The organism is Thermodesulfobacteriota bacterium (assembly GCA_035559815.1).
Classification (GTDB): Bacteria; Desulfobacterota_D; UBA1144; order Nemesobacterales; family CSP1-2; genus DATMAT01.
In genome coordinates, this window is record DATMAT010000042.1 from 16,356 (window position 1) to 37,267 (window position 20,912).

Annotated in this window: 18 protein-coding genes; 11 read left to right on the forward strand and 7 right to left on the reverse strand. The window is 45.9% G+C overall.

Going from position 1 to position 20,912, the window contains the following annotated elements; translation table 11 throughout:
• Positions 1–195: 195 nt before the first annotated feature.
• Positions 196–1,704 (forward strand): ATP-binding protein, encoded by a 1,509-nt coding sequence (locus VNN20_11265; protein HWP92759.1) that lies wholly within the window; start codon positions 196–198, stop codon positions 1,702–1,704.
• On the opposite strand, the gene VNN20_11270 is transcribed toward VNN20_11265, so the two are convergent.
• Positions 1,694–2,311 carry an HAD family phosphatase gene (locus VNN20_11270; GenBank protein ID HWP92760.1) on the reverse strand — a complete coding sequence of 206 codons (618 nt, stop codon included), beginning with the start codon at positions 2,309–2,311 and terminating at the stop codon, positions 1,694–1,696. The two genes, VNN20_11265 and VNN20_11270, sit on opposite strands and share 11 nt — an antisense overlap.
• A gap of 113 nt (positions 2,312–2,424) precedes the next feature.
• On the opposite strand from VNN20_11270, the gene VNN20_11275 reads away from it, so the two are divergent.
• Positions 2,425–3,285: a cytochrome c gene (locus VNN20_11275; GenBank protein ID HWP92761.1), complete on the forward strand. Its 861-nt coding sequence runs from the start codon at positions 2,425–2,427 to the stop codon at positions 3,283–3,285.
• 232 nt (positions 3,286–3,517) lie between these two features.
• Here VNN20_11275 and VNN20_11280 read toward each other — a convergent pair whose 3' ends face one another.
• Genes VNN20_11280 through VNN20_11290 form a run of 3 tightly spaced genes read right to left on the reverse strand, consistent with a single transcriptional unit; the run spans position 3,518 to position 6,603 of the window.
• On the reverse strand, positions 3,518–4,810 hold the full coding sequence (locus VNN20_11280) for an MFS transporter (protein ID HWP92762.1): 1,293 nt from the start codon (positions 4,808–4,810) through the stop codon (positions 3,518–3,520).
• Positions 4,797–5,501, reverse strand: a complete 705-nt coding sequence (locus tag VNN20_11285) for an SDR family NAD(P)-dependent oxidoreductase (GenBank protein HWP92763.1) — start codon at positions 5,499–5,501, stop codon at positions 4,797–4,799. Before VNN20_11285 ends, VNN20_11280 begins: the two co-directional genes overlap by 14 nt.
• Before the next feature lie 43 nt (positions 5,502–5,544).
• Positions 5,545–6,603 carry a hypothetical protein gene (locus VNN20_11290; protein HWP92764.1) on the reverse strand — a complete coding sequence of 353 codons (1,059 nt, stop codon included), beginning with the start codon at positions 6,601–6,603 and terminating at the stop codon, positions 5,545–5,547.
• Between the two features lie 182 nt (positions 6,604–6,785).
• Between VNN20_11290 and VNN20_11295 the strand changes: the two genes are divergently transcribed.
• Together VNN20_11295 and ileS are read left to right on the forward strand one after the other, a co-directional pair.
• Positions 6,786–7,130, forward strand: coding sequence for a hypothetical protein (locus VNN20_11295; GenBank protein ID HWP92765.1), 345 nt, complete (start codon positions 6,786–6,788; stop codon positions 7,128–7,130).
• Between the two features lie 121 nt (positions 7,131–7,251).
• Entirely contained in the window at positions 7,252–10,047 is a 2,796-nt protein-coding gene (ileS, locus tag VNN20_11300) for an isoleucine--tRNA ligase (GenBank protein HWP92766.1), read from the forward strand.
• A gap of 292 nt (positions 10,048–10,339) precedes the next feature.
• Here ileS and VNN20_11305 read toward each other — a convergent pair whose 3' ends face one another.
• Positions 10,340–11,377, reverse strand: a complete 1,038-nt coding sequence (locus tag VNN20_11305; GenBank protein ID HWP92767.1) for an isochorismatase — start codon at positions 11,375–11,377, stop codon at positions 10,340–10,342.
• A 180-nt stretch (positions 11,378–11,557) separates the two neighbouring features.
• On the opposite strand from VNN20_11305, the gene VNN20_11310 reads away from it, so the two are divergent.
• The 3 genes from VNN20_11310 to VNN20_11320 all read left to right on the forward strand — a co-directional run bounded on the left by VNN20_11310 (position 11,558) and on the right by VNN20_11320 (position 14,690).
• Positions 11,558–12,307 carry a (Fe-S)-binding protein gene (locus VNN20_11310; GenBank protein HWP92768.1) on the forward strand — a complete coding sequence of 250 codons (750 nt, stop codon included), beginning with the start codon at positions 11,558–11,560 and terminating at the stop codon, positions 12,305–12,307.
• Between the two features lie 110 nt (positions 12,308–12,417).
• Positions 12,418–13,851 carry a LutB/LldF family L-lactate oxidation iron-sulfur protein gene (locus tag VNN20_11315; protein HWP92769.1) on the forward strand — a complete coding sequence of 478 codons (1,434 nt, stop codon included), beginning with the start codon at positions 12,418–12,420 and terminating at the stop codon, positions 13,849–13,851.
• Between the two features lie 149 nt (positions 13,852–14,000).
• Positions 14,001–14,690 carry a lactate utilization protein gene (locus VNN20_11320; GenBank protein HWP92770.1) on the forward strand — a complete coding sequence of 230 codons (690 nt, stop codon included), beginning with the start codon at positions 14,001–14,003 and terminating at the stop codon, positions 14,688–14,690.
• A 319-nt stretch (positions 14,691–15,009) separates the two neighbouring features.
• On the opposite strand, the gene VNN20_11325 is transcribed toward VNN20_11320, so the two are convergent.
• Positions 15,010–15,735: an SDR family NAD(P)-dependent oxidoreductase gene (locus VNN20_11325; protein ID HWP92771.1), complete on the reverse strand. Its 726-nt coding sequence runs from the start codon at positions 15,733–15,735 to the stop codon at positions 15,010–15,012.
• Positions 15,736–16,103: 368 nt separating this feature from the next.
• Here VNN20_11325 and VNN20_11330 point away from each other — a divergent pair, with 368 nt between their 5' ends.
• The 4 genes from VNN20_11330 to VNN20_11345 all read left to right on the forward strand — a co-directional run bounded on the left by VNN20_11330 (position 16,104) and on the right by VNN20_11345 (position 18,250).
• Positions 16,104–16,289 carry a hypothetical protein gene (locus tag VNN20_11330; protein ID HWP92772.1) on the forward strand — a complete coding sequence of 62 codons (186 nt, stop codon included), beginning with the start codon at positions 16,104–16,106 and terminating at the stop codon, positions 16,287–16,289.
• Between the two features lie 97 nt (positions 16,290–16,386).
• The gene (locus VNN20_11335) at positions 16,387–16,734 is read left to right on the forward strand and encodes a zinc ribbon domain-containing protein (protein ID HWP92773.1); all 348 of its coding nucleotides are present in this window, start codon (positions 16,387–16,389) and stop codon (positions 16,732–16,734) included.
• Between the two features lie 174 nt (positions 16,735–16,908).
• The gene (locus VNN20_11340; protein HWP92774.1) at positions 16,909–17,700 is read left to right on the forward strand and encodes an SDR family oxidoreductase; all 792 of its coding nucleotides are present in this window, start codon (positions 16,909–16,911) and stop codon (positions 17,698–17,700) included.
• A 25-nt stretch (positions 17,701–17,725) separates the two neighbouring features.
• Positions 17,726–18,250 carry a helix-hairpin-helix domain-containing protein gene (locus VNN20_11345; GenBank protein ID HWP92775.1) on the forward strand — a complete coding sequence of 175 codons (525 nt, stop codon included), beginning with the start codon at positions 17,726–17,728 and terminating at the stop codon, positions 18,248–18,250.
• Here VNN20_11345 and VNN20_11350 read toward each other — a convergent pair.
• Entirely contained in the window at positions 18,247–20,886 is a 2,640-nt protein-coding gene (locus VNN20_11350) for a PBP1A family penicillin-binding protein (GenBank protein ID HWP92776.1), read from the reverse strand. The genes VNN20_11345 and VNN20_11350 overlap by 4 nt on opposite strands.
• Between the last annotated feature and the right edge of the window lie 26 nt (positions 20,887–20,912).

Sequence of the window (20,912 nt, forward strand, 5' to 3'; positions counted from 1 at the left end):
CGAGACTTATCTCACATCCTTGGATGGTGGAATGTCAAAGTATTAGAGTTAGCTGAATACTGCATCCGAATGTTAGGCATATAGAAGGAAAAAACCTGTCATTTCAAGATCTGACCCTTTTTCCTCTTCCCTATTGACCTAAGCTGTGTTTGTTTATATTTTTTCTGAAACCCGAAATACTAATGAAGAGGTAAAATGTCTGATAATAAGGAGCCCGAATTATCTAACATTACCGAAACTCAAATAGCCCGGCTAACCGTTTTAGTAGATACACGTTATTTTGACGCAGTGGCGGATATGGTGGCTGATGTTGCTAAGGCCCTGGGGCTAAGTGAAGAAGCTGCACGTAAACTGGATGAGGTCTTGCTGGAGGTTTTACGAAAGGTTCTGGAATACGGATACGAGGGAGACACCAAGCAGTCTGTTGATGTTGTCCTATCCCGACGCTCCCATTCGCTCGTCGTTGCCGTCGAGGACAAAGGGCTTCCTTTCGATTATCAAAAATTGGAACAAGGAAAAGACCCGAGGTTCTCGTCGTTTCTTTCGTTAGGTTATGCAGACCAGGTTCACTTCGTGAATCTCGGGACTTCCGGAAACCGTGTCGAGCTTGTCCGGGACCTCCCTGCTAAGGACATACGGGATCAATTAGACCCGGAGGAGCATCAGGCGGCAATAAAAGCCGAAGAAGCGCACCCTGAAGAATCCCTTTCTATCCGAATGGTCAGGCCGGACGAGGCGGTGGAACTGGCTCGTCTTGTTTATCGCTGCTACGGTTATACCTACCCCAACGAATTCATGTACTACCCGGAGCAGGTGGAGGCCCGGCTGAAATCCGGCCTGATGAAATCCTGCGGCGCATACAACAGCCGAGACGACATAGTCGGCCATCTGGCGTTAAGCTTTGACCGGGCCGATGCAAAGATTGCAGAATCGGGAATAGCAGTGGTAGACCCACGCTATCGGGGCCACAAGCTCTTTGAGCGGATGAAGCAGTATTTGCGGGAGCACGCAGCTCAGAATCGGATTGTTGGGTTCTATAGTGAAGCAGTAACCGTCCATCCGTATAGCCAAAAAGGGAGCCTAGCCTTAGGCGGGCATGAAGTCGGATTCCTCCTGGCCTATAGTCCGGGAAGCGTTTCATTTCATGGCATAACTAATCAAGAAAAGCCCAGGCGTCAGTCGGTAGCGTTAATGTATACTCCCGTTCTCGATAGCGCTCCGTCTTCCGTCTATCTGCCTGAGGTTTACCATACTATAGTAAAAAGCATTTACGATGCGTGTGGAATGAAGAGAGAGATTAGCATGAAATCAAGCGCCGGAGGAAGCGTAATTTCGGAGAGAGGCCGCCTGAACGTGTCCCTCCGACCAGACCATAATCAAGCACTCCTGGTGGTAGAAACACCAGGTGAGAATACTCTCGGTGAGATTCGATTTCACCTGAAGCAACTTATCCTTCATCACATAGATTGCATTTATGTAGACCTTCCCATATGGCAAGTGGAGAGTGGTTCGCTGGCAAACGATCTTAGGAATCTTGGCTTCTTCTTCGGCGGAATAATCCCGGAATTGAGAGGCGGGGATATACTCAGGCTACAATACTTGAACAACGTCGAAGTTGCCCCCGAGGATATCGCCGTTGCCTCGGATTTCGGGCGGGCACTTCTGGATATGATACTTCAGGATAAGTCAGAGGTTATGAGCTGACCGTTTTTACCATGAAAGCGCTGAGTTCTCTTTTTACCTGTCCCGGGTCCCGGAAAAGGATTGCGTTTATGCCCGCTCTCTCCGCGCCTTTGACGTTGGCCTCCTTATCATCGATGAAAATGGCCTCTTCCGGTTGCACGCCCAATTTATTCAAGGCTACATGGTAAATTCCCTTTTCCGGTTTTCTCATTCCCTCTACGCAGGAAAAAACAGTGGCGTCAAAAATCTCATATCCTCTCTCTCGAAAATATTCAACCGCCGGGACTTCGGTATTGGATAAAAGTCCGATTTTATATCCGTTTTGTCTCAAAGAAGAGGCCAGGGAGAACATTTCCCGGTTTTCTTTGTAGGCGTTTTTGAAAGAATGACTCCATAACGAATTCATGCTCCGGTCCGGTATGCTGAGAGACCTGCACATTCTTTTCCAGAATACTTCCTCCGAAATCGTTCCCCTCTCGAAATCGGGCCTGCATTCCGGCAGAGCTTTTACCAATTCCTCTTTTTCCACTTGCAATATTTTAGAGAAATGCTCTATCATCCGAGGAATAGGGTCTTCGACTAAAACCCCTCCCCAGTCGAAAATTATCGCCTTGATTAAGCGGGGCATGGTGATAAAGTTTAAGGGAAATATCCATTTTGTACATGATTGACCAGGGGTAATATCATCGGGGTTAGCCTTTTAAGGGATTCTTGGTGTGATCTAATTTAATATAATTTGCCATGATATGGATAAGAGCGTCGATTAATCTGGTCATCTTTACATCCTTTCTTCTTTTATCTCCGAACATCATTTCATCCCAGGAGCTAGTCTTCAAAAAACGCGGTGAAGTGGTAAAAAAACTATCACTCGACCAGATAGAAAAGATCATTGCACCCAAAACTGTAACCGTTTTTGAACCGCACGAATCGGAAAATAGACAATATAGAGGATTTCCGGTCGATAAACTTTTCACAGCGGTGTACGGCGACGACTGGATTAAAACCGAGGAAATATTGTTTACCTGCTCCGACGGCTACGAGGCGACCATCCCTTCCTCGCAATTCCGAAAATATTCTAGCTACCTGGTTTATGCCATTCCGGGCAGGAAGGAGTTTACCCTCATTAACAGGCTTCAAAACAACGAGCTTGTCGAGCTCGGCCCATTCTACCTGGTTTGGGACAACATCCATAACCCCGAGCTTAAAGCGGAAGGAGGCTCGGGCTGGCCCTACCAGGTCGTTTGGGTTGACTTGATAAATTTCTCGGACCGTTTCCCAAATACCGCTCCACCCAAAAATAGCCCGGATGAAGTGAAAAACGGCTTCAGGGCGTTCCGTCAATACTGTATGACCTGCCATAGCATCAACGGAGAGGGGGGAACTAAGTCGGTAGAACTTAACTACCCGGTCAGCGTAACCGAATACATGAAGGAGAAATGGCTCTACCGATGGATAGATAACCCGCAGAGCATTAGATACAACACTACGATGCCTGCATTGAACCCTCAGACAAAAGATCGGGACAGATTAATAAAAGATATCATTGCTTATCTGAAGGCTATGAAAAGTAATAAGATTAAACCTGTATCCGAAACGAAATAATAATATTCAAGGTATATGTGTTTAGATGTAATAGTCAGAATTTGAGATTTCGGGCATGTTAGCATAAGTTACTATATATCTGGAAGTAACTTTCGACGCTGTCATTCTGAGCGAAGCGAAGAATCTAATTTTTCGATGCTTCATTGCGTTCAGCATGACAACCTTGACCTCTTGCGATTTTAAAATAAGTGTAGAGACGCAAAATCTTGCGTCTCTACAGTAGCGATGTCGGTCATCTAAGTGCATCCCGATACCTCTCCCTTATTCTTAGAAAAACCAGGAGTGAGATCAGAGAGCTCAGCCCTAGATATATGCTTGGCGCCAGGATGTTTCCGGTTTCCCTGATTAAGTAAGTGGATACCAGCGGGGCAGTGCCTCCAAACACGGAAAACCCCACGTTATATCCCAGAGACATTGCAGTCATCCGCACGCGTGAGGGAAATAGCTCTACAAGCATCGCTCCAAAAGGTGCGAAGACCATGGCCAATCCTAGAGCAAAAACGGCTTGTGCCCCCAGTATGAATAGCGTGTTACCCGGTAATATCAGGAGAAACATGGGGTAGGATGATACGGCGATCAATAGGGAACCGGCAGCCAGCACCGGCTTCCTGCCGATGCGGTCGGAAATCGCTCCCATTAAGGGAACCACAGACATCATGATAACCATGCTGATTGTATTGATACTAAGAGCCGTGGATTGAGGCAGGTTAATCTCACTCGACAGATAGGTCGTCATATAAACGAAAATCATGTAGAAGGTGACCGAGCCACCCCAGGTTGCCATGATCGTGGTCAGTATTTCTTTCCAGTTCTGTGTCAACGCCTCTAGAACAGGCCGCCGGGATACTTTCCCCTTGCCCTCCAAATCTTTAAAGATGGGAGATTCGTCTATTTGTGTCCTCAGGTATAGAGCGACTACTCCGAGCAGAATCCCGAAGAAGAAAGGGATCCGCCACCCCCAGTTAAGAACGTCATCATAACCAAGTACTGAATTTATTATTGCCCCCATTCCCGAACCGATGAGGATGCCGCCGAGCAGGCTGAATGTGGTAAAGCTGCCGAAGAAACCGCGCCGGGATTGAGGGGCATGCTCGACGATGAATGATATGGAGCCGGTAAATTCGCCGCCTACGGAAATACCTTGTATGAGTCTCAGTATGGTTAAAAGAACGGGTGCGATAACCCCGACCTGGGCGTGAGTGGGCAACACTCCGATCAGCGTAGTGGGAATAGCCATTAGAATAGCCGAAAGCATCAGGGCATTCTTTCTTCCCAGTTTGTCTCCCACGTGCCCGAAAATAACCGCTCCCAGCGGGCGCATCAGGTAACCGGCTGCAAAGACACCGAATGCAGAGATCTGCGCGGTTAGCCGGTCATCCATCGGGAAGAATAATTGAGCGAATACCGGTGCAAAGTAACCATAGAGGGCGAAATCATACCACTCCAATACGTTCGCCGCAGAGCCAGCAAGAAGGGCTCTCTTCTGATTCTTTTTGGATGACTCGACCTGGCTAAGCCTTTCCATAGACAGGAATACCTGCGCCGCTAACCGGTCTTGAATCGTCGGAGGCCAGGAATACCATCACCCTGGCGATCTCCTCAGGCTTTACCCATTTGGAGAAATCAGCCTCGGGCATGTCTCTCCTGTTTGCTGGAGTGTCTATAGTGCTCGGAAGTATAGCATTCACGTTTATGTCGTAGTCTCTTACTTCGTCCGCTATTGTCTCAGTCAGGTTTAATACTCCGGCCTTCGAGGCGGAGTATGCCCCCACGCCCGCTACTCCCTTTAAAGCCGGACGGGAGGAGATATTGATTATCTTTCCATAGTTCTGCTTGATCATCTGGGGCAGTACCGCTTTTGAGCATAGGAATACGGACTTTAGGTTCATATTCATCATCCGGTCCCACGTTTTCTCGTCTGTATCCTGAATCTTGGCATAGGTAAACCCGCCCACGATGTTCACCAGGATATCAATCCTGCCGAATCTTTTAAGCGTTCTCTTAACGACTTGTGCCACCTGTTTCTCTCTGGTGACATCTGCCTTTATAAGGGTGAGGTTTTGATTTTTTAATGTTGACCGAAGTCCTCTCAACTCCTGGTCGATGATGTAGGTAGAAATTACTTTCGCTCCTTCTCGCAAGAATTCCGATACCACCGCTTTGCCCAAAGCACCGGTGCCACCCGTAATTATTGCCACTCTTTCTTCGAGTTCCATTTCCACCTCCTTTGCAGACATACAGTTTTGAACATCTACTGGGTTATATCAACATCTTGACTATATTAAGTACCTGCCATGAAAGTTTTAGAGTATCCAAGCTGAAGAAGTTTTCGGGCGTTACATGGTCGAAGCTAGAAAGCTCGGTTAGATGTACTGGAATATCCCGGGGAAGCAAATCCCGGATCTTGTAGGAATCCTCGACTGGAATTACGTCGTCGTTCTTGTCGTGTATCAGAAAGACACGCGTCTTTATAGCGGGAAGGGTAGGAGACGGGGAAAGTGCACTTAAGTTTATCAAAACTGCTTCTGGCAACATCTGGATATATTTTTTTGCATCTTCAAATGAGAGACTCTCTTGGTTGATTTGTTTTATGCTTTCTACTCCTATATGCCTTATGAAATTATTGCTAATAACCTCTTCAGGCATTGGGTTCGGCTTCCAGAGACGGGTTGACCGATTGTAAATGGCAGATTTCGAGATTACCTGGGCAATCAATTCACCCAGGTCAAAATAGCCGCCGAGGGAGAGAACAAAGAGGGGACCGCTTCCCAGCTCGGAAGCCGCTCTCAGGGCATAAGAGCCAGCCACCGAAAAGCCGCAGATGCCTATACGTTCTTTGTCCACATAATCTTGGTCTTGAAGGAAGTAAAAAGTAAGTTTGATAAGCTCGATATCGTCTCTGGAGAATATTCTCTTACGAATTGTACTGGAATCAGGCACTGCCACTCCGATCCCGGCTCCGGCAAAAGACCGGGCTAGGTTAACCAAGCGTGCATCGAGCGCCCCATCCGGTGTAAACCCGGGCAGGAGGATTACGAATCCGGGACGGATTACACCCATCGGGAGGTAAATATAAATTAACCCCCTCTGAACTTCACTACTCCGGCCATGATTATTATTGTTGGAGACATCAAGCTCGACCTTCTCTACACTGACATCGTACTTCCCCCATTCAAACCAATTGGGAGCATTCGGTACAACCTGCGAAATGATATAACCGGTGCGGTATGCCGGTTCGGCATAATTTATCAGGACAAGTAATAGTCCAAATGCAGTTAGGAAAGCTAATGGGTATTTTTTCCTCGACAAGAATTTCATCGAACATCTACTATAACACTAAAACCATCGGATTAGTAACCGGGTTGTAAAGGAGATTTTCTTGTCTATATCCCCGCATACTTCAAAAGGCACTGTGTGAAAACATCTGTGTGAAAACATCTTGACATAGGAAATTGGATAATTCTAAAATTAATGTGCAAAAAACTTCTACAAGGCCAGGAATGGACCTCCTAATCTCGATGAAGGCAGAGACTATTCTCAAGGGGCTAGAACTCGGCTGCAATATAATGCAGATGCCCACCGCGCAAACAGGTGGGTATTTCATCGCCGAGATCAGGGAAGCGGATGAGGACAAACTCAAACTTCTCCAGGACTACGCTAAAATTCTCGAGGACAAATTGACCGGGAACAGCGAATTCCGGGTTGAACATACCCGCTTCGGATTCATACTAAAAAAAAGGGTTGACCAGGATATTGAGTACAGCGAGGCTTGGGAGAAGTGGGTGGGCTTTTCCAGGCATCTTTATGAAGAGCTATCCGATTTTATAGATGACCATACCGGCTAATGCCGTGAGTAAGACCGTCAAAGCCATAACTTGCTTTTCGAGTTATCTTGGCTAATACTTTTTCCACTGCCATCTTAACTAAAATATTTGACCCCAGTACCAGGAGGAAGCCTAACCCTATATGAGTAAAGAATTGGACTATAAAAACACCCTCAACCTGCCGCGCACCGATTTCTCGATGAAGGCAAATTTGAGCCAGAAGGAACCGGAGATGCTCAAGACCTGGGAGGAAATTAACCTATACCAGAAAATACGTAGGTCTTCCAAAGGGAGACAGAAATTTATTCTCCACGACGGACCTCCTTATGCAAACGGCCACATCCACATAGGTCACTCCCTGAACAAGATTCTCAAGGACCTGATCGTAAAATCAAAGACCATGTCTGGATTTGATTCCTACTATGTTCCGGGATGGGATTGTCACGGGCTACCCATAGAATTTCAGGTCACAAAAGACCTGGGGCCGAAAAAGGAAACTGCCTCCAAGATAGAAATACGAAGGCTCTGCAGAAAGTACGCGGAGAAGTTTGTAGAAATCCAGCGGGAAGAATTCAAACGCCTCGGCGTTTTCGGGGATTGGGAGCGTCCTTACCTGACCATGAGCTTCGATTACGAGGCTACCATAGCCCGGGAACTCGGAAAGTTTATCCAGGGAGGAGGTTTATACCGGGGAAAGAAGCCGGTTTATTGGTGTTATTTCGACCAGACCGCACTAGCCGAGGCCGAAGTAGAGTACGAGGATAAGACCTCTCCGTCCGTATATGTTAAGTTTCCTCTATCGTCAAATGAGCTATTCCATCGGTTTCCTTTCCTCACCGGGAAAAGGGTTTATGCCCTGATCTGGACTACTACACCGTGGACTCTTCCCGGGAATTTAGCCCTGGCCTTTCATCCCGACCACACTTACGTAGCGACGGAAGTAGATGGAGAGGTGTATATACTCGCCCAGGCGCTTCTGGAAAATGTATTCGGGCCGGGAACAAAGACTTTACATCGGTTTCCTGGAAAAGAAGTAGAGGGATTGAAGTTTAACCACCCGCTTTATGAAAGGGAGTCCATCGTTACCCTAGCCGACTTTGTAACTCTGGACACCGGAACGGGAATTGTCCACATCGCCCCGGGGCATGGCCAGGAAGACTATGAAATCGGGATAAAGTACAATCTGGACATCTATGCCCCGGTAGACGATAAGGGTCGTTTTACCAAAGAGGTCGAGTTCTTCGCCGGTATGTTCGTATATGATGCAAACCGGGAGATAATAGAAAAACTAAAGGAGAAAAACAATCTTTTAAGAGAGGAAAAGCTTGTTCACTCCTATCCTCACTGTTGGCGGTGTAAGAATCCGATCATTTTCCGGGCCACACCCCAATGGTTTATTTCCATGGAGAAGAACGGGCTGAGGTCGAAGGCCCTCGAAGAAATAGAGCGCGTAAGGTGGATACCGGAGTGGGGGAGGGACCGGATCTACAACATGATCGAGAACCGTCCGGACTGGTGCGTATCCCGGCAGAGGGCATGGGGGGTACCCATAGTTGTCTTCTACTGCCACACTTGCGACCATGTCATCATGGACCCGGAAATTGTCAATCATGTTGCTGATATCTTCGAGAAAGAGGGAGCAGACGCCTGGTTCACTCACGAGGCCGACCGATTGCTGCCCTCAGGATTCAAGTGCCCGGAGTGTGGAGGAAAGAACTTCGTGAAAGATAAGGATATATTGGACGTATGGTTTGATTCCGGGGTCAGTTTTGCTTCCGTGCTTGAGAAAAGCCCGGAACTCTCCATGCCCGCGGATATGTACCTTGAGGGAAGCGACCAGCACCGGGGATGGTTTCATTCCAGTCTTCTGGTTTCGGTAGGAACTAGGGGGACAGCTCCATATAAGTCAGTCCTAACCCACGGGTTTGTGGTAGATAAAGAAGGGGAAAAGATGTCAAAATCGAAGGGCAACGTCATTGCCCCTCAGGATACTATAAAGAAATACGGCGCGGAGATTTTGCGACTCTGGGTTACGGCTGAAGAATACCGTAATGACATTAGAATCTCCACCGAAATCCTGGACAGGCTTGCCGAATCCTACCGGAAGATAAGAAACACCTTCAGATATCTTTTGGGAAACATATACGATTTCAACCCGCTCAAGCACCAGCGGGCATACAAAGACCTAGAAGAGATCGACAGGTGGATCCTGCATCGGCTCGGGGTTTCCTCGGAAAAGATACTCCGGTCTTACCAGAATTATGAGTTTCATATCGTATATCATGAGCTTCAGAGGTTTTGCATAGTAGATTTAAGCTCGATATACCTGGATGTGCAAAAGGATGTGCTTTACACCTATGCTCCAAATTCCGGGAAAAGAAGGTCCGCCCAGACAGCCATATATATAATCTTGGACTCTCTGGCAAGGCTTTCTGCCCCGGTACTCTCGTTCACTGCGGACGAGGTTTGGCGCTATACTCCGGGCGAGAAGACGGAGAGCGTTCATCTGACCACATTCCCTAAACCGGAATTCATGGATAGTGCAATCGAAGAGAAATGGAACAAGCTACTTCTCTTGCGGGATGACATCTTGAAGGCGCTAGAAATCCCTCGAAAGAATAAGTTTATCGGAAGCTCGTTAGATGCCGGTGTGGGAATCTATGCAAAGGGAGATACAAGAGAGTTTATAGCTGAAAACCTGGAGTTGCTTAAAACCCTGGCGATTGTATCGCATATGGAATTACTCGATGAGTCACCAGAGGATGCTAGCTATAATTTTGAGAGTGCGGATATTCCCGGAGTCATTCTCGCAGTCACAAAAGCCCCCGGGGAAAAATGCGAGAGATGCTGGAATTATAGAACTACCGTGGGAGTCGACCCTGATTATCCTTTTATTTGCGACCGATGCGTAGAGAACCTAAAGCACAGGGGATCATAGCAGGGCAAATACCTAAATTATTAGTTTTCCAAGATAATTACACGATATTATTAAACTATTACTAAATATTATTTAATGTAATGTACAAATTATTATTATATCTTGGTTTAAATAATTCTAAGTTAAATATTAAATGAGAGGAGAAGATTAAAGTTAAACAATAAATGTGGTTTATAATATCCTGTGATTATTAGTTATTATGATATAATAAGTGCTAGAATATTAATCGTTTCATTAAGTTCTCTCTATATTATTAAAGTGAATTATTACATTCGTGATATAACAATCTATTTCATTTATTATTAGATAGACAGGACTCGATTTCATCAGTTGACTGTACTAGATGAATACCCGCTTCATCGAACATTTTAAAAGCCTTAATGGCTTCCTCTGTATAGTCTATAACCCCGGGGATTACCACCGGAGAGGTACAATCTTCCAGGATGTATACCTTCTCCACTAATTTTTTATGAGAAGGATGGGCCTGTATATCGCTTAGCAAATCGGCTATAGTCCAGGCCACGCAGTGACTTTTCGCTTGGCCGGCAATGAAGACAGCATCGAATTCCAGGAGCTTACGCATGAACTTATCGCTTTTCGGAGCTAACTGTTCTCCGTATGGATCGGTCGATACCTCCGGCCCCAGGACAGAGTAATGCTCGGTCAAGGGATGATCGCCTTTGGTATGAATATCCGGCTGGCTATAACGGGCAATAGTATGAAAGAAGATAGCTTCCTCTACAGCCGATACTAGGGCATGGCCAATACCGCCAAGCATGGCGTGGTATGGCCAGATGGTTAAGTCGTATTTGCCGGTTCTCTTGAGCTCTTTCGTGTAGTGTAATAAATGCTCCTGCACATAATCCCTCCCACGGCCAAGACTATGGCTCAAAGCCGGGTTGAAGCGCCAACGGCCCGTCATTATATCTTCGTAGCTAACTAGAGTAAATGGCGACGGATGCTTGCCCTGGTCATCGACTAAAAAGATACCGTGAAAGATCTGCATAGCCTGGTGTGTATCCATGGTCGGCACGATCTGAGTGATTTTACCCAGGTTTCGATAAATAAATTCACAAAGACGCCTGTTGTCATCGACCGCTCCCATCCCCGAGCGACCACCCACATACAATTCAAAACCGGGTATGCAAAAGGTGTTCTGAACATCCACCAAAATGAGACAAATCTTAAACCGGTCATTAACTGCAGGTTCAATGTTGTGCTCTTCTGCCCACAGTGAGGCTTTTTCAGCGATTTCCTGGTAAGGTACTTTCCACACTTCGCCGACTTTATTGGGCGCAAAGTGTGGTGGTATGGGCAATTTTTGTGGCATGAATAACAGACCTCGTACTATGAATTAACGATGCTGGAATACTTAATCTATTTTACGATAACTAAACACGACTTCAAACCATAAAGAACGAGTGTATGTGTTATTTACGGTTATCAATTAGCGCAGCAACCTTGACATTACTTCGACATGTAGAAATAATCAAAGCTCGGAGGTACGGGATTGCGCCAGCAAAACCAGTCAAAGAAAAAGGTTTCCCTCTTCATTACCTGCTTGGTAGATAATTTTTTTCCGCAAGTGGGAGAGAGTATGGTTAAGGTTCTGAGAAAACTGGGGGTGGAAGTTGACTTTCCCGTCGACCAAACTTGCTGCGGACAGCCGGCGTTTAACAGCGGTTTTCAGCATGATGCCAAAGCGCTGGCAAAGAGATTTCTATCTATCTTTCAAGATGATAATTGCTATGTGGTTTGCCCTTCCGGTTCATGCACGACCATGGTCAAGATTTTTTACCGAGAGTTACTAAAAGAAGAGTCTAGAGGACTGGAACTGGCTGATAGATTGGCATCGCGAACTTATGAGTTCTCCGCGTTCTTGACGAACGTACTGCATGTGGAAGATGTGGGTGCGAGTTACAGTGGAAAAGTTACCTATCACGATTCCTGTCATCTTCTTAGAGAACTTAGGATTAGAGACGAGCCGAGAAAATTAATAAAATCGGTCAAAGGAATTGATTTCGTTGAAATGAACCTGCATGATGCCTGCTGCGGATTTGGAGGGACATTCTCCATAATGTTCCCCGGGGTTTCGATTTCCATGCTTGAAGAAAAAATAATTAGCATCGTCGAAAGCGGGGCTGATACCATAGTATCAACCGACATGGGTTGTCTGATGCATATAGAAGGAGCTATGAGCAGAAGAAAAATTCCGGTCAAGGTGATGCACATAGCCGAACTTTTGGCTTCGGAGCTTTAGACGCTAATTTACACGAATAGATTATATTTAATCTTAATGTTTCTGTCCTCTTTTCATTAGTGTCCATTCGTGTATATTCGTGGCCGATAATTAGTTAAGGATGTCCTCTTATGGAAATTAAGAAATTAGAATTTAAGAAGCAGTCATCAACCGCACTGACCGACCAGAATCTAAGAAAAGCTCTGAGAAACACCACCGATCGTTTCAGGGCTTCGAGAAAGAGGGCATACGACGAGCTTGAAGGGTTTGAAGACCTTAGAAATCGGGCGAGAGAAATAAAAAAGGAGACGATCGAAAATCTGCCAATTTATCTGGGGATGCTCGAAGGCAATGTGATTAAAACCGGCGGAAAAGTTCACTGGGCTCAAGACGGGGAAGAGGCTTGTAGAATTATCGTAGAAATAGCCAGAGAAAACGGAGTCAGGTCCGTCGTTAAAAGCAAGTCCATGGCCACTGAAGAGATAGAACTTAATCACGCTCTCGAAGAAGCCGGAATTAAAGCGGTCGAGACCGACCTGGGGGAATACATTATTCAACTGGCAAAGGAGCGCCCCTCGCATATAATCGCCCCGGCTATACACAAGAGCAAGGATGATATTTCTAGACTCTTTTCAGAGAAGCTTAGCATTCCTTACTATACCGAACCGGAGCAGTTAACCAGGGTGGCAAGAGAAAGATTAAGAAGCGAGTTCTTGAGCGCCGATATGGGCGTCTCCGGTGTTAACTTCGCCGTAGCCGAGACCGGGACTATCGTCGTGGTAGAGAATGAGGGAAATGCTAGACTCTCCACCACCGTCCCCAGAGTTCACGTGGCAGTTATGGGAATTGAAAAGGTGATTCCCCGTTATGGAGACTTGTCCATTTTTCTGCCCGTCCTTGTCCGCAGCGCCACCGGGCAAAAGATATCCACTTATGTTTCCTTCATAACCGGTCCTAAAAGAAAGAGCGATATGGATGGCCCGGAGGAGTTTCATCTGGTTATCGTGGATAACGGGAGGGCGAAAATACTGGCATCAGAGGAGACGAGGGAATCGCTTTACTGCATAAGATGCGGAGCCTGTCTTAATATATGCCCGGTATACAGGCAGGTAGGGGGTCATTCCTACGGATGGGTCTATTCAGGGCCGATAGGAGCAATTATTACCCCTCAGCTTCTCGGCGCGGAAAAAGCGCCCGAGCTTCCATTTGCGTCGTCTCTATGTGGAGCGTGCAAGGATGTCTGTCCGGTGAAAATTGACTTCCCCAAAGTTTTACTCGAGCTTAGAAAGAGAGTGGTGGAAGGAGAGAATAAAGATGGAAGGGGAGGGGAGGCAGGATTATTAGAACGTCTTTTAGTGAGATTGTGGCGGATCTCTATGGAGAGTAAAACGGCCTACAGTTTACTCTCCACTTTGTCCTATTTCCTGCAGTTTCCTTGGCTCTCCAAAAATAGAAAACTAAGTTCGCTGCCATATCCATTCTCTGAATGGACAAATGATCGTGACTTTCCGGCGGTGGCAAAAATACCTTTTAGAAAAAGATGGAAAGAAATTAGTAAAATTTAGTTAACAACGCAATGGTAGGCAACGAGTTCAGATGGTATGAAACAATGTGAATAAAATGCGTTTTGTAGGGAACGCATATATGCGTTCCCTACATTATTCATGATTGATGTAGAGACGGCATTAATGCCGTCTCTACCTAGAGAATGAAAATGAACAAAAGCTCTAGGGAAAAAATATTAACACGGATAAGAACCGGGCTTTACGGTTCTACTGGCGTGCATCAACAAAAAGAAATAACACGCAAATCAACTGGCATTTCTGCAGAGCCTACGATGGAGAAATCGATTTTAGTAAATCAGTTCGTAGAGGAACTTACCAAAGTAAGCGGGAATGCAAAAATAGTAGAGAGCGAGGATGCGGTTAAGGATTTTATCATGAGCTTTGTGGAGGAGCGAGGCATAAGCTCATTCGCTATCTGGAAATCTGAGTTAATACAAAGACTTGAAATTGGTGATGACCTTCAGAGCAAGGGTCTGAAACTAGCTCACCCAGATAAAAAAGAGGAAATGTCAAATGCAGGTATCGGGATTACCGAGGCCGACTTTGCTATAGCTGATACTGGCACAATCGTTTTAATCGCAGGTGAGAAACAGCCTCGAACCGTTTCTCTGATTCCTCCAATTCACCTGGCAATCGTCAAATCAAGCTTAATCCTGAGAAACATAAACGATTTATTTGCTATGCTGGTAAATTTAATTTCAGAGAAAAATTCAACCGAAGAGAGTACGAGCTGTCTGACCTTTATCACCGGCCCCAGCAGAACGGCGGATATCGAGCTTAACCTGACTCTAGGTGTGCACGGGCCGAGGGAGTTGTTTGTGCTGATTCTAGCACAATAAGATTGCTGTCTGTACTGTATATTTCTTTACTGGAAACCTAATTTATATATACTATTTGAAACATGTTTCAGGCTTCTCCGGGAACTGGAAGTTTAAGATCGCTCATTAAGAACCACATCCTTCGATTAGACTCAGAGCCTGTCCTGAGTTCATCGAAGGAATGAGCGGATGTACATCCGCTGGAAAAACGTAAAAAAACTGTCATTGTAGAGACCCTTCATAGAGTTTATTACCGCGCTAGTATTTACACTGACTGCAGCGAATTACTAACTCGGATCCCCGCGAAGCAATCTCTTATTTTAGACAGGTTTGACTGATTTTAGAAATCAGTCTTGTTAATCCAATCCCTTGCGTCAAACTCCTTTCCGTTAACACCGATTGACTCATCCGATGCCAGATACAAAAATACAGGGACTATATCTTCCGGCGTCGGTAGGGTCGTTGGGTCCTCATCCGGATAGGCCTCCGCTCTCATATCGGTCCTGGTTCCTCCGGGATTGACGGAATTAACTCTGACTTTTGAAGACCTCAATTCATCGGCAAGAACCTGGGTCAAACCTTCAAGCCCGAATTTGGATGCAGCGTAGGCTCCCCAAAGAGCCTTGCCGCGCCTTCCCACGCTCGAACTAATGTTTATTATTGAAGCGCTCTCCGATTTGAGAAGAAAAGGAAGGAGGAACTTAGTTACGTAGAATTGAGCATTTAAATTGACTTGAATTACCTCATCCCAAACATCTTCGGGATACTCCAGAATGGTTGAGCGTACACCCAGGATACTGGCATTATTGACAAGTATATCCAGGCTGTCCCATTTATCCCGAACCCGGCCAGCAATCTTTCCGGCATCCCGTTTCTCCGAGATATCGGCTGTCACATATTCTATCTCGCCGTACTTCTTAATCTCCTGACACGATCTTTTGAGGGTAACCTCATCTCGTCCACAGACTATTACGGAAGCTCCTTCCTTTACATAGGCATTTGCTATGGCTTTCCCGATCCCTTTGCCCCCTCCGGTAACAACAGCTTTTTTATTCTTTAGCCTCATGGGGCAAATTATACCAGAAAAGCGGCTATAACCAGGTTAGAGTTGACCCATTATCAGTATACAGAGTCTGATAAGAAATCTTATGTAAACTATTAAAGGAATACTTTTACCAAGCAATTTTTGTTGATTTAATTCCCCTTACCATGCAATCCGCTACAAATATTAAAAAAACTAGCTGGTCGAGAAAGCATGATAAATGCCTAAAATGTGAAACTCAAGAATATCCTCATAGGTCTAGGGGACTATGTTCTCGTTGTTATAACAACAACCTCGAAAAGAAACAAAAATCTCATATTAATAGAAAGTCGCGGAAACTAGAGAAGGAAATCACTATACATGAATTAAAGTTTCTATACGAGGTACAACAGATGTCCCTCAATACCGATAAGCGTAGGGCTTTTTATTTCAGGCATACAGGTGTGGACTGTGCTAAGTTATATCACGTATTATATGATGGGGTTCCTGAGGGTATGTACCTCACCAGAAAGTACGAACGTTTTAAGGCCATTGCCGATTATGTCGGTCAAAATAACCAATTAAAGCTAACTTTATAACAATAGAAGAAAACCTGCCTACCCTTGCATAACTTAAATTTAGTTATTATATTAATTCCACTCCAATTAAAGCTAGAAAATCCAAGGAGATAGTATCATGCCTATATACGAGTACGAATGTGAAAAATGCGGTCGGGTGATGGAAGAACTCCAGGGCTTCAGCGATCCCCCCTTGAGAAAGTGTAAGTACTGCAAAGGGAAAGTGCATCGCTTAATATCCCTTTCTTCATTCCAGCTAAACGGAACCGGCTGGTATGCTACTGACTATGCAAAAAACCCCGGGATTCCGTCTAAGGCTGCCGAGCAAAACAACCCGGCACTTTCATCCGACTCTTCAAACGGCAACGGCTCATCGGAAAAGGCTTCCGAAACAATTACTACAGATCCAAAGAAAATCAAAAAGTCCGGTATGCCAAACATGAGCAAGAACGACGTCAAAGTCTAAACGTAACTTATTATAATCATTATAATATTCATACAAGGCGGCAATAAACCTGTATTTATTAACCGAAATTTTTACCGCCCTCCCCTCTTCTCGCATTTTTAATTGTACGATGAATATTGTTAAATCTTTCCCGGGCATATAATATTTGCATTCTTAATCGAAGGGGAAAACAAAATGGATTTAGGCATCAAAGATAAAGTGGCTATCGTGCTGGCCTCGAGTAAAGGGCTGGGAAAAGCAGTAGCGATAGGGTTAGCCGAGGAAGGAGTGAATTTGACTATATGTGCCAGGGGGAAAGAGGCTCTAGAAAAAACGGCGGATGAAATCAGAGATAAAACCGGAGTCGATGTTCTGGCATTAGAGGCTGATGTTTCCCAGACGGGAGACATTAAGAGGATAATCAATGAGACCATAAGCTCTTACTCCACCGTTCACATATTGGTGAATAATGCCGGTGGTCCCCCTCCCGGCAATCTTTTTGACTTCACACTGGATAATTGGAAAAAGGCGCTTGAACTCAACCTCCTCAGCACCGTTCAGATGACGAACGAAGTCATACCTTATATGAGAAAACAGAAATGGGGAAGGATTATCAACATCACCTCCATAGCCGTAAAACAACCCATAGACGGCCTAATACTATCGAATACGGCCAGGGCTGGAGTAATAGGATTTGCTAAATCGGTCTCGAATGAATTTGCCCGGGATAATATACTGGTCAATTGCGTCTGCCCCGGTCGAATACTTACCGACCGCATAATCCATCTTGCGGAGGAAAGGGCAAAGAGAGATAATAAAAGCATCGAAGATGTGATAAATTCTATGGAGCTGGACGTGCCGATTGGCCGGATCGGAAAGCCAAAAGAGCTTTCCGACCTGGTCGTATTTCTGGCTTCGGAAAGGGCAAGCTATATTACCGGTACGACAATCCAGGTTGATGGCGGGTTGGTTAAAAGCATTTTTTGACGTGTCAAGTAAGAAAATAAAATATATGATGAGAAACGTATCATATATTTACCAGAAGCGTCAGGTTCTATGCTTGGCTTTTGTCTGTCTAATCTTTTATCTGATAAGGCAATACCATTTACACGACGAACACGAAACCGGCCAGGACCGCTCTTCCGGTTACACCTATGTTGAACTAGCCGAAGTTGATCGCCCTACTGTTGTGCTCAGGTTTGATAATGACTCAGGGCTTGAGCACATTGCTCGCTCGTTAAGCCTATACGAAAAACCGAGAAACGGAGATAGAATCATACTTCATAGCGACGGCAGATATGAGTTCTCCCGAATGAGTGGAATAAAGAGCCTGGCGCTCGGTGTCCCCGTAGGAATAAACTCCGCTAGCACAGATGACCTGCAGTCACTTCCCGGAATCGGTATCAAGCTGGCAGAGAGGATTGTGGATTGGAGAAACTCAAATAACGGCTTCAAGAGTATTGAGGAACTTGAGGAAGTAGATGGAATCGGCAAGAAAAAAATGGAGGCCATAAGGCCTCTAGTGAGTTTGGATTAGCGCCTTATGAGGAAATCTATCTCACTTACGCTGTCTTCTTCCTCCCATTCCCTTTGTTCAGTCGTGCTTTGATATCCGTGGACCTCCTGCCGTATCTCCTCCGAATACAAGTCGTCACCCATGGTGTCCACGTTATACGGAATCAAGCCGTAAGGAGTATTGACAAAACGTATCCCGTCCGGGGTTTGAAATTCTCCCCCGGGGAACTTCTTCAAGGCCTCTCTCATGAAGTCCGTCCATATGGGAAGCGCAGCCCTTCCCCCAGCCTCGCCTTTCCCGAGCGTAGTGTGGTTATCTTTACCCACCCATACGCCTGTAACTATCCTCGGGCTAAAACCAATAAACCATGCATCGGTAAAATCATTCGTCGTGCCAGTCTTTCCGGCAATCGGAGCTAGGGAGGTAAGCTCAAAAGCCCTCCTCCCGGTGCCCTCTCTGACCACTGCCTGGAGCAAGTCGGTCATGATGAACGCCGTTTCCGGTCTAATGGCTCGCTTTCCACTGTCGTAATGAAAACTTATGGAATTACTCCGCAAGCGTTTTAAAAATTCCTGGGGGGTCAGAAATACTTTATCCCTAGTGGTATTAAAATCTTCGTCCGGAGCGAGAACATCTTCTTTCACATACTCATCCTCGGTCCGTACATCTCTACCTATCCTTCTGGCAATCTCTTTTATTATTTGCAGTCTCTTTGTTTCCCGGTCCTCCCTCTCTGCCTCCTCGGTAGAGAGAAATTGATTATTCGTTGTATCCTCGACCAGCTTACCGTCACGGTCGTATATTCGAAGTATAAACTTGGGCTCGACTAGTTTACCCCCGGTGGCAAAGACGTTAAAAGCTCTTACCATCTCTATCAACGAAACCTCGGACCCACCGAGGACCAGGGATGGATAAGGGTTTAGGGTTGAGGTAAAGCCGAACTGCTTTATGTAGCCCAAGGCGTAATTGGGGTCTATTTCCAGCAAAAGTCTCACGCTGGCCAAATTTCTGGATTTTGCCAGCGCCTCCCTAAGCAGGATTGGCCCCAGGTACCCGCCGTCATAGTTTTGCGGTTCCCAGTTTTTAACGCTCACCGGAATATCGTAAACGATAGTGGTTTCTGTATACCCTTTATCTATGGCCGCAGAATATACCAAAGGCTTGAACGAAGAACCCGGTTGTCTCAAAGCCTGAGTTGACCGGTTAAACTGAGAATCACGAAAATCAAACCCTCCAACCAAAGCCTTGATGTAGCCATTTGTATCCATGGCTAATATTGCCCCCTGAGTCTCCGGCTCATAATAGAGGGACGCCTCGTATATGCCTTCTACCTCTCTTGTCACTCTTACCTTGACCACGTCGCCGACCCTCAGTTTGGTCTGCACCAGGGAAATACCCCCGTAGCCATTAAGGGGCGCGTAGTTCTTCGAAAGTGGAAAGGAAAGCCCGTCCACCGGCTTGCCCAGCGGTGTGCTTACCGCGAATCTAAGCTCGTCCGGCCATTTCCCCATAGCTAAGCTGGCTTTAAAAACACTCGGAGAAATCCCAGTGTTGGATACCTCGGTAACAACCGCCTGGTATGAGTTTCCTGGTTTAATTTCATCGATTTTCTGCGATTCTAAAAAATCGCTTATCTCCTTCTGGCTGTTTAAATGTCTCACCACGGTGCCCCTACCCCGCCGCGATTCGAGCTCCAGTATTCCCCGTCTCAGAGACCATTGTGCAGCCAGGCTTAAATCTACGTCTACTGTGGTAAATACCGTGTATCCCCCGTTTATCAGTGCCTTAGTCCCAAACCTTCTCTCTATGTGTTGTCTGACCAGCTCTACCAGATACGGGGCGACCTGGAGATTGGGGGTTCGGGAGGGTAGAATCTTAATCTTGTAGTTTTCCGCCTCCTTTCTCTGCTCTTTGGTTATAAGATTCTCTTCTTCCATGATTCTAAGTACTAATCTTTGACGGTCTATCGCCCTGTCCGGATATTTGCGTGGAGAATAGTATTCCGGTCTCTTGGGAAGCCCAGCTAGGAGTGCCGCCTCGGCCAGGTTTATGTCCCGTGCCGATTTGTGAAAGTAGTTTCTGCTGGCGGCTTCGATCCCGTATGTGCCGTCGCCCAAGTAAATGTGATTAAGATATATGTAGAGAATTTCGTCTTTGGAAAGATTCTTCTCCATTCGGTAGGCCAGTATCGCCTCTTTTATTTTTCGGGTAAAGCTCCTTTCCGGGGATAGAACCAGATTCTTTGCCACCTGCTGGGTTATGGTGCTCCCTCCCTGGACTATATCTCTTTCCTGAATGTTCTTAACCAGGGCGCCTATTATCCGTTTGAAGTCAACACCCTCGTGCTTGAAAAAGCGCTTATCTTCCACGGCGATAAAGGCATTTCGGACATGGGTGGGTATTTGCTCAAGTGGGATGAGTTTTCTCTTTTCAGTGGTGAATTCTCCTATTAACTGGCCGTCGACCGAGTAAACTTCGCTAATAAGGCGGGGCTTATAGCCGGTGATTTTGGTGAGGTCAGGGAGGTCGTAAGTAAAGTACCAAAAGAGAATGTAGGTCGATAATAGCACCAGCACAGTGAGAAAGATAAAACCCAGGAAATAAGGCTTAACCCTTTTTCCCCTTCGCTTGAGGTTGATTTTTTGTTTTCTTCTCATGTTAACTCAATTTGTAATCAGTTATT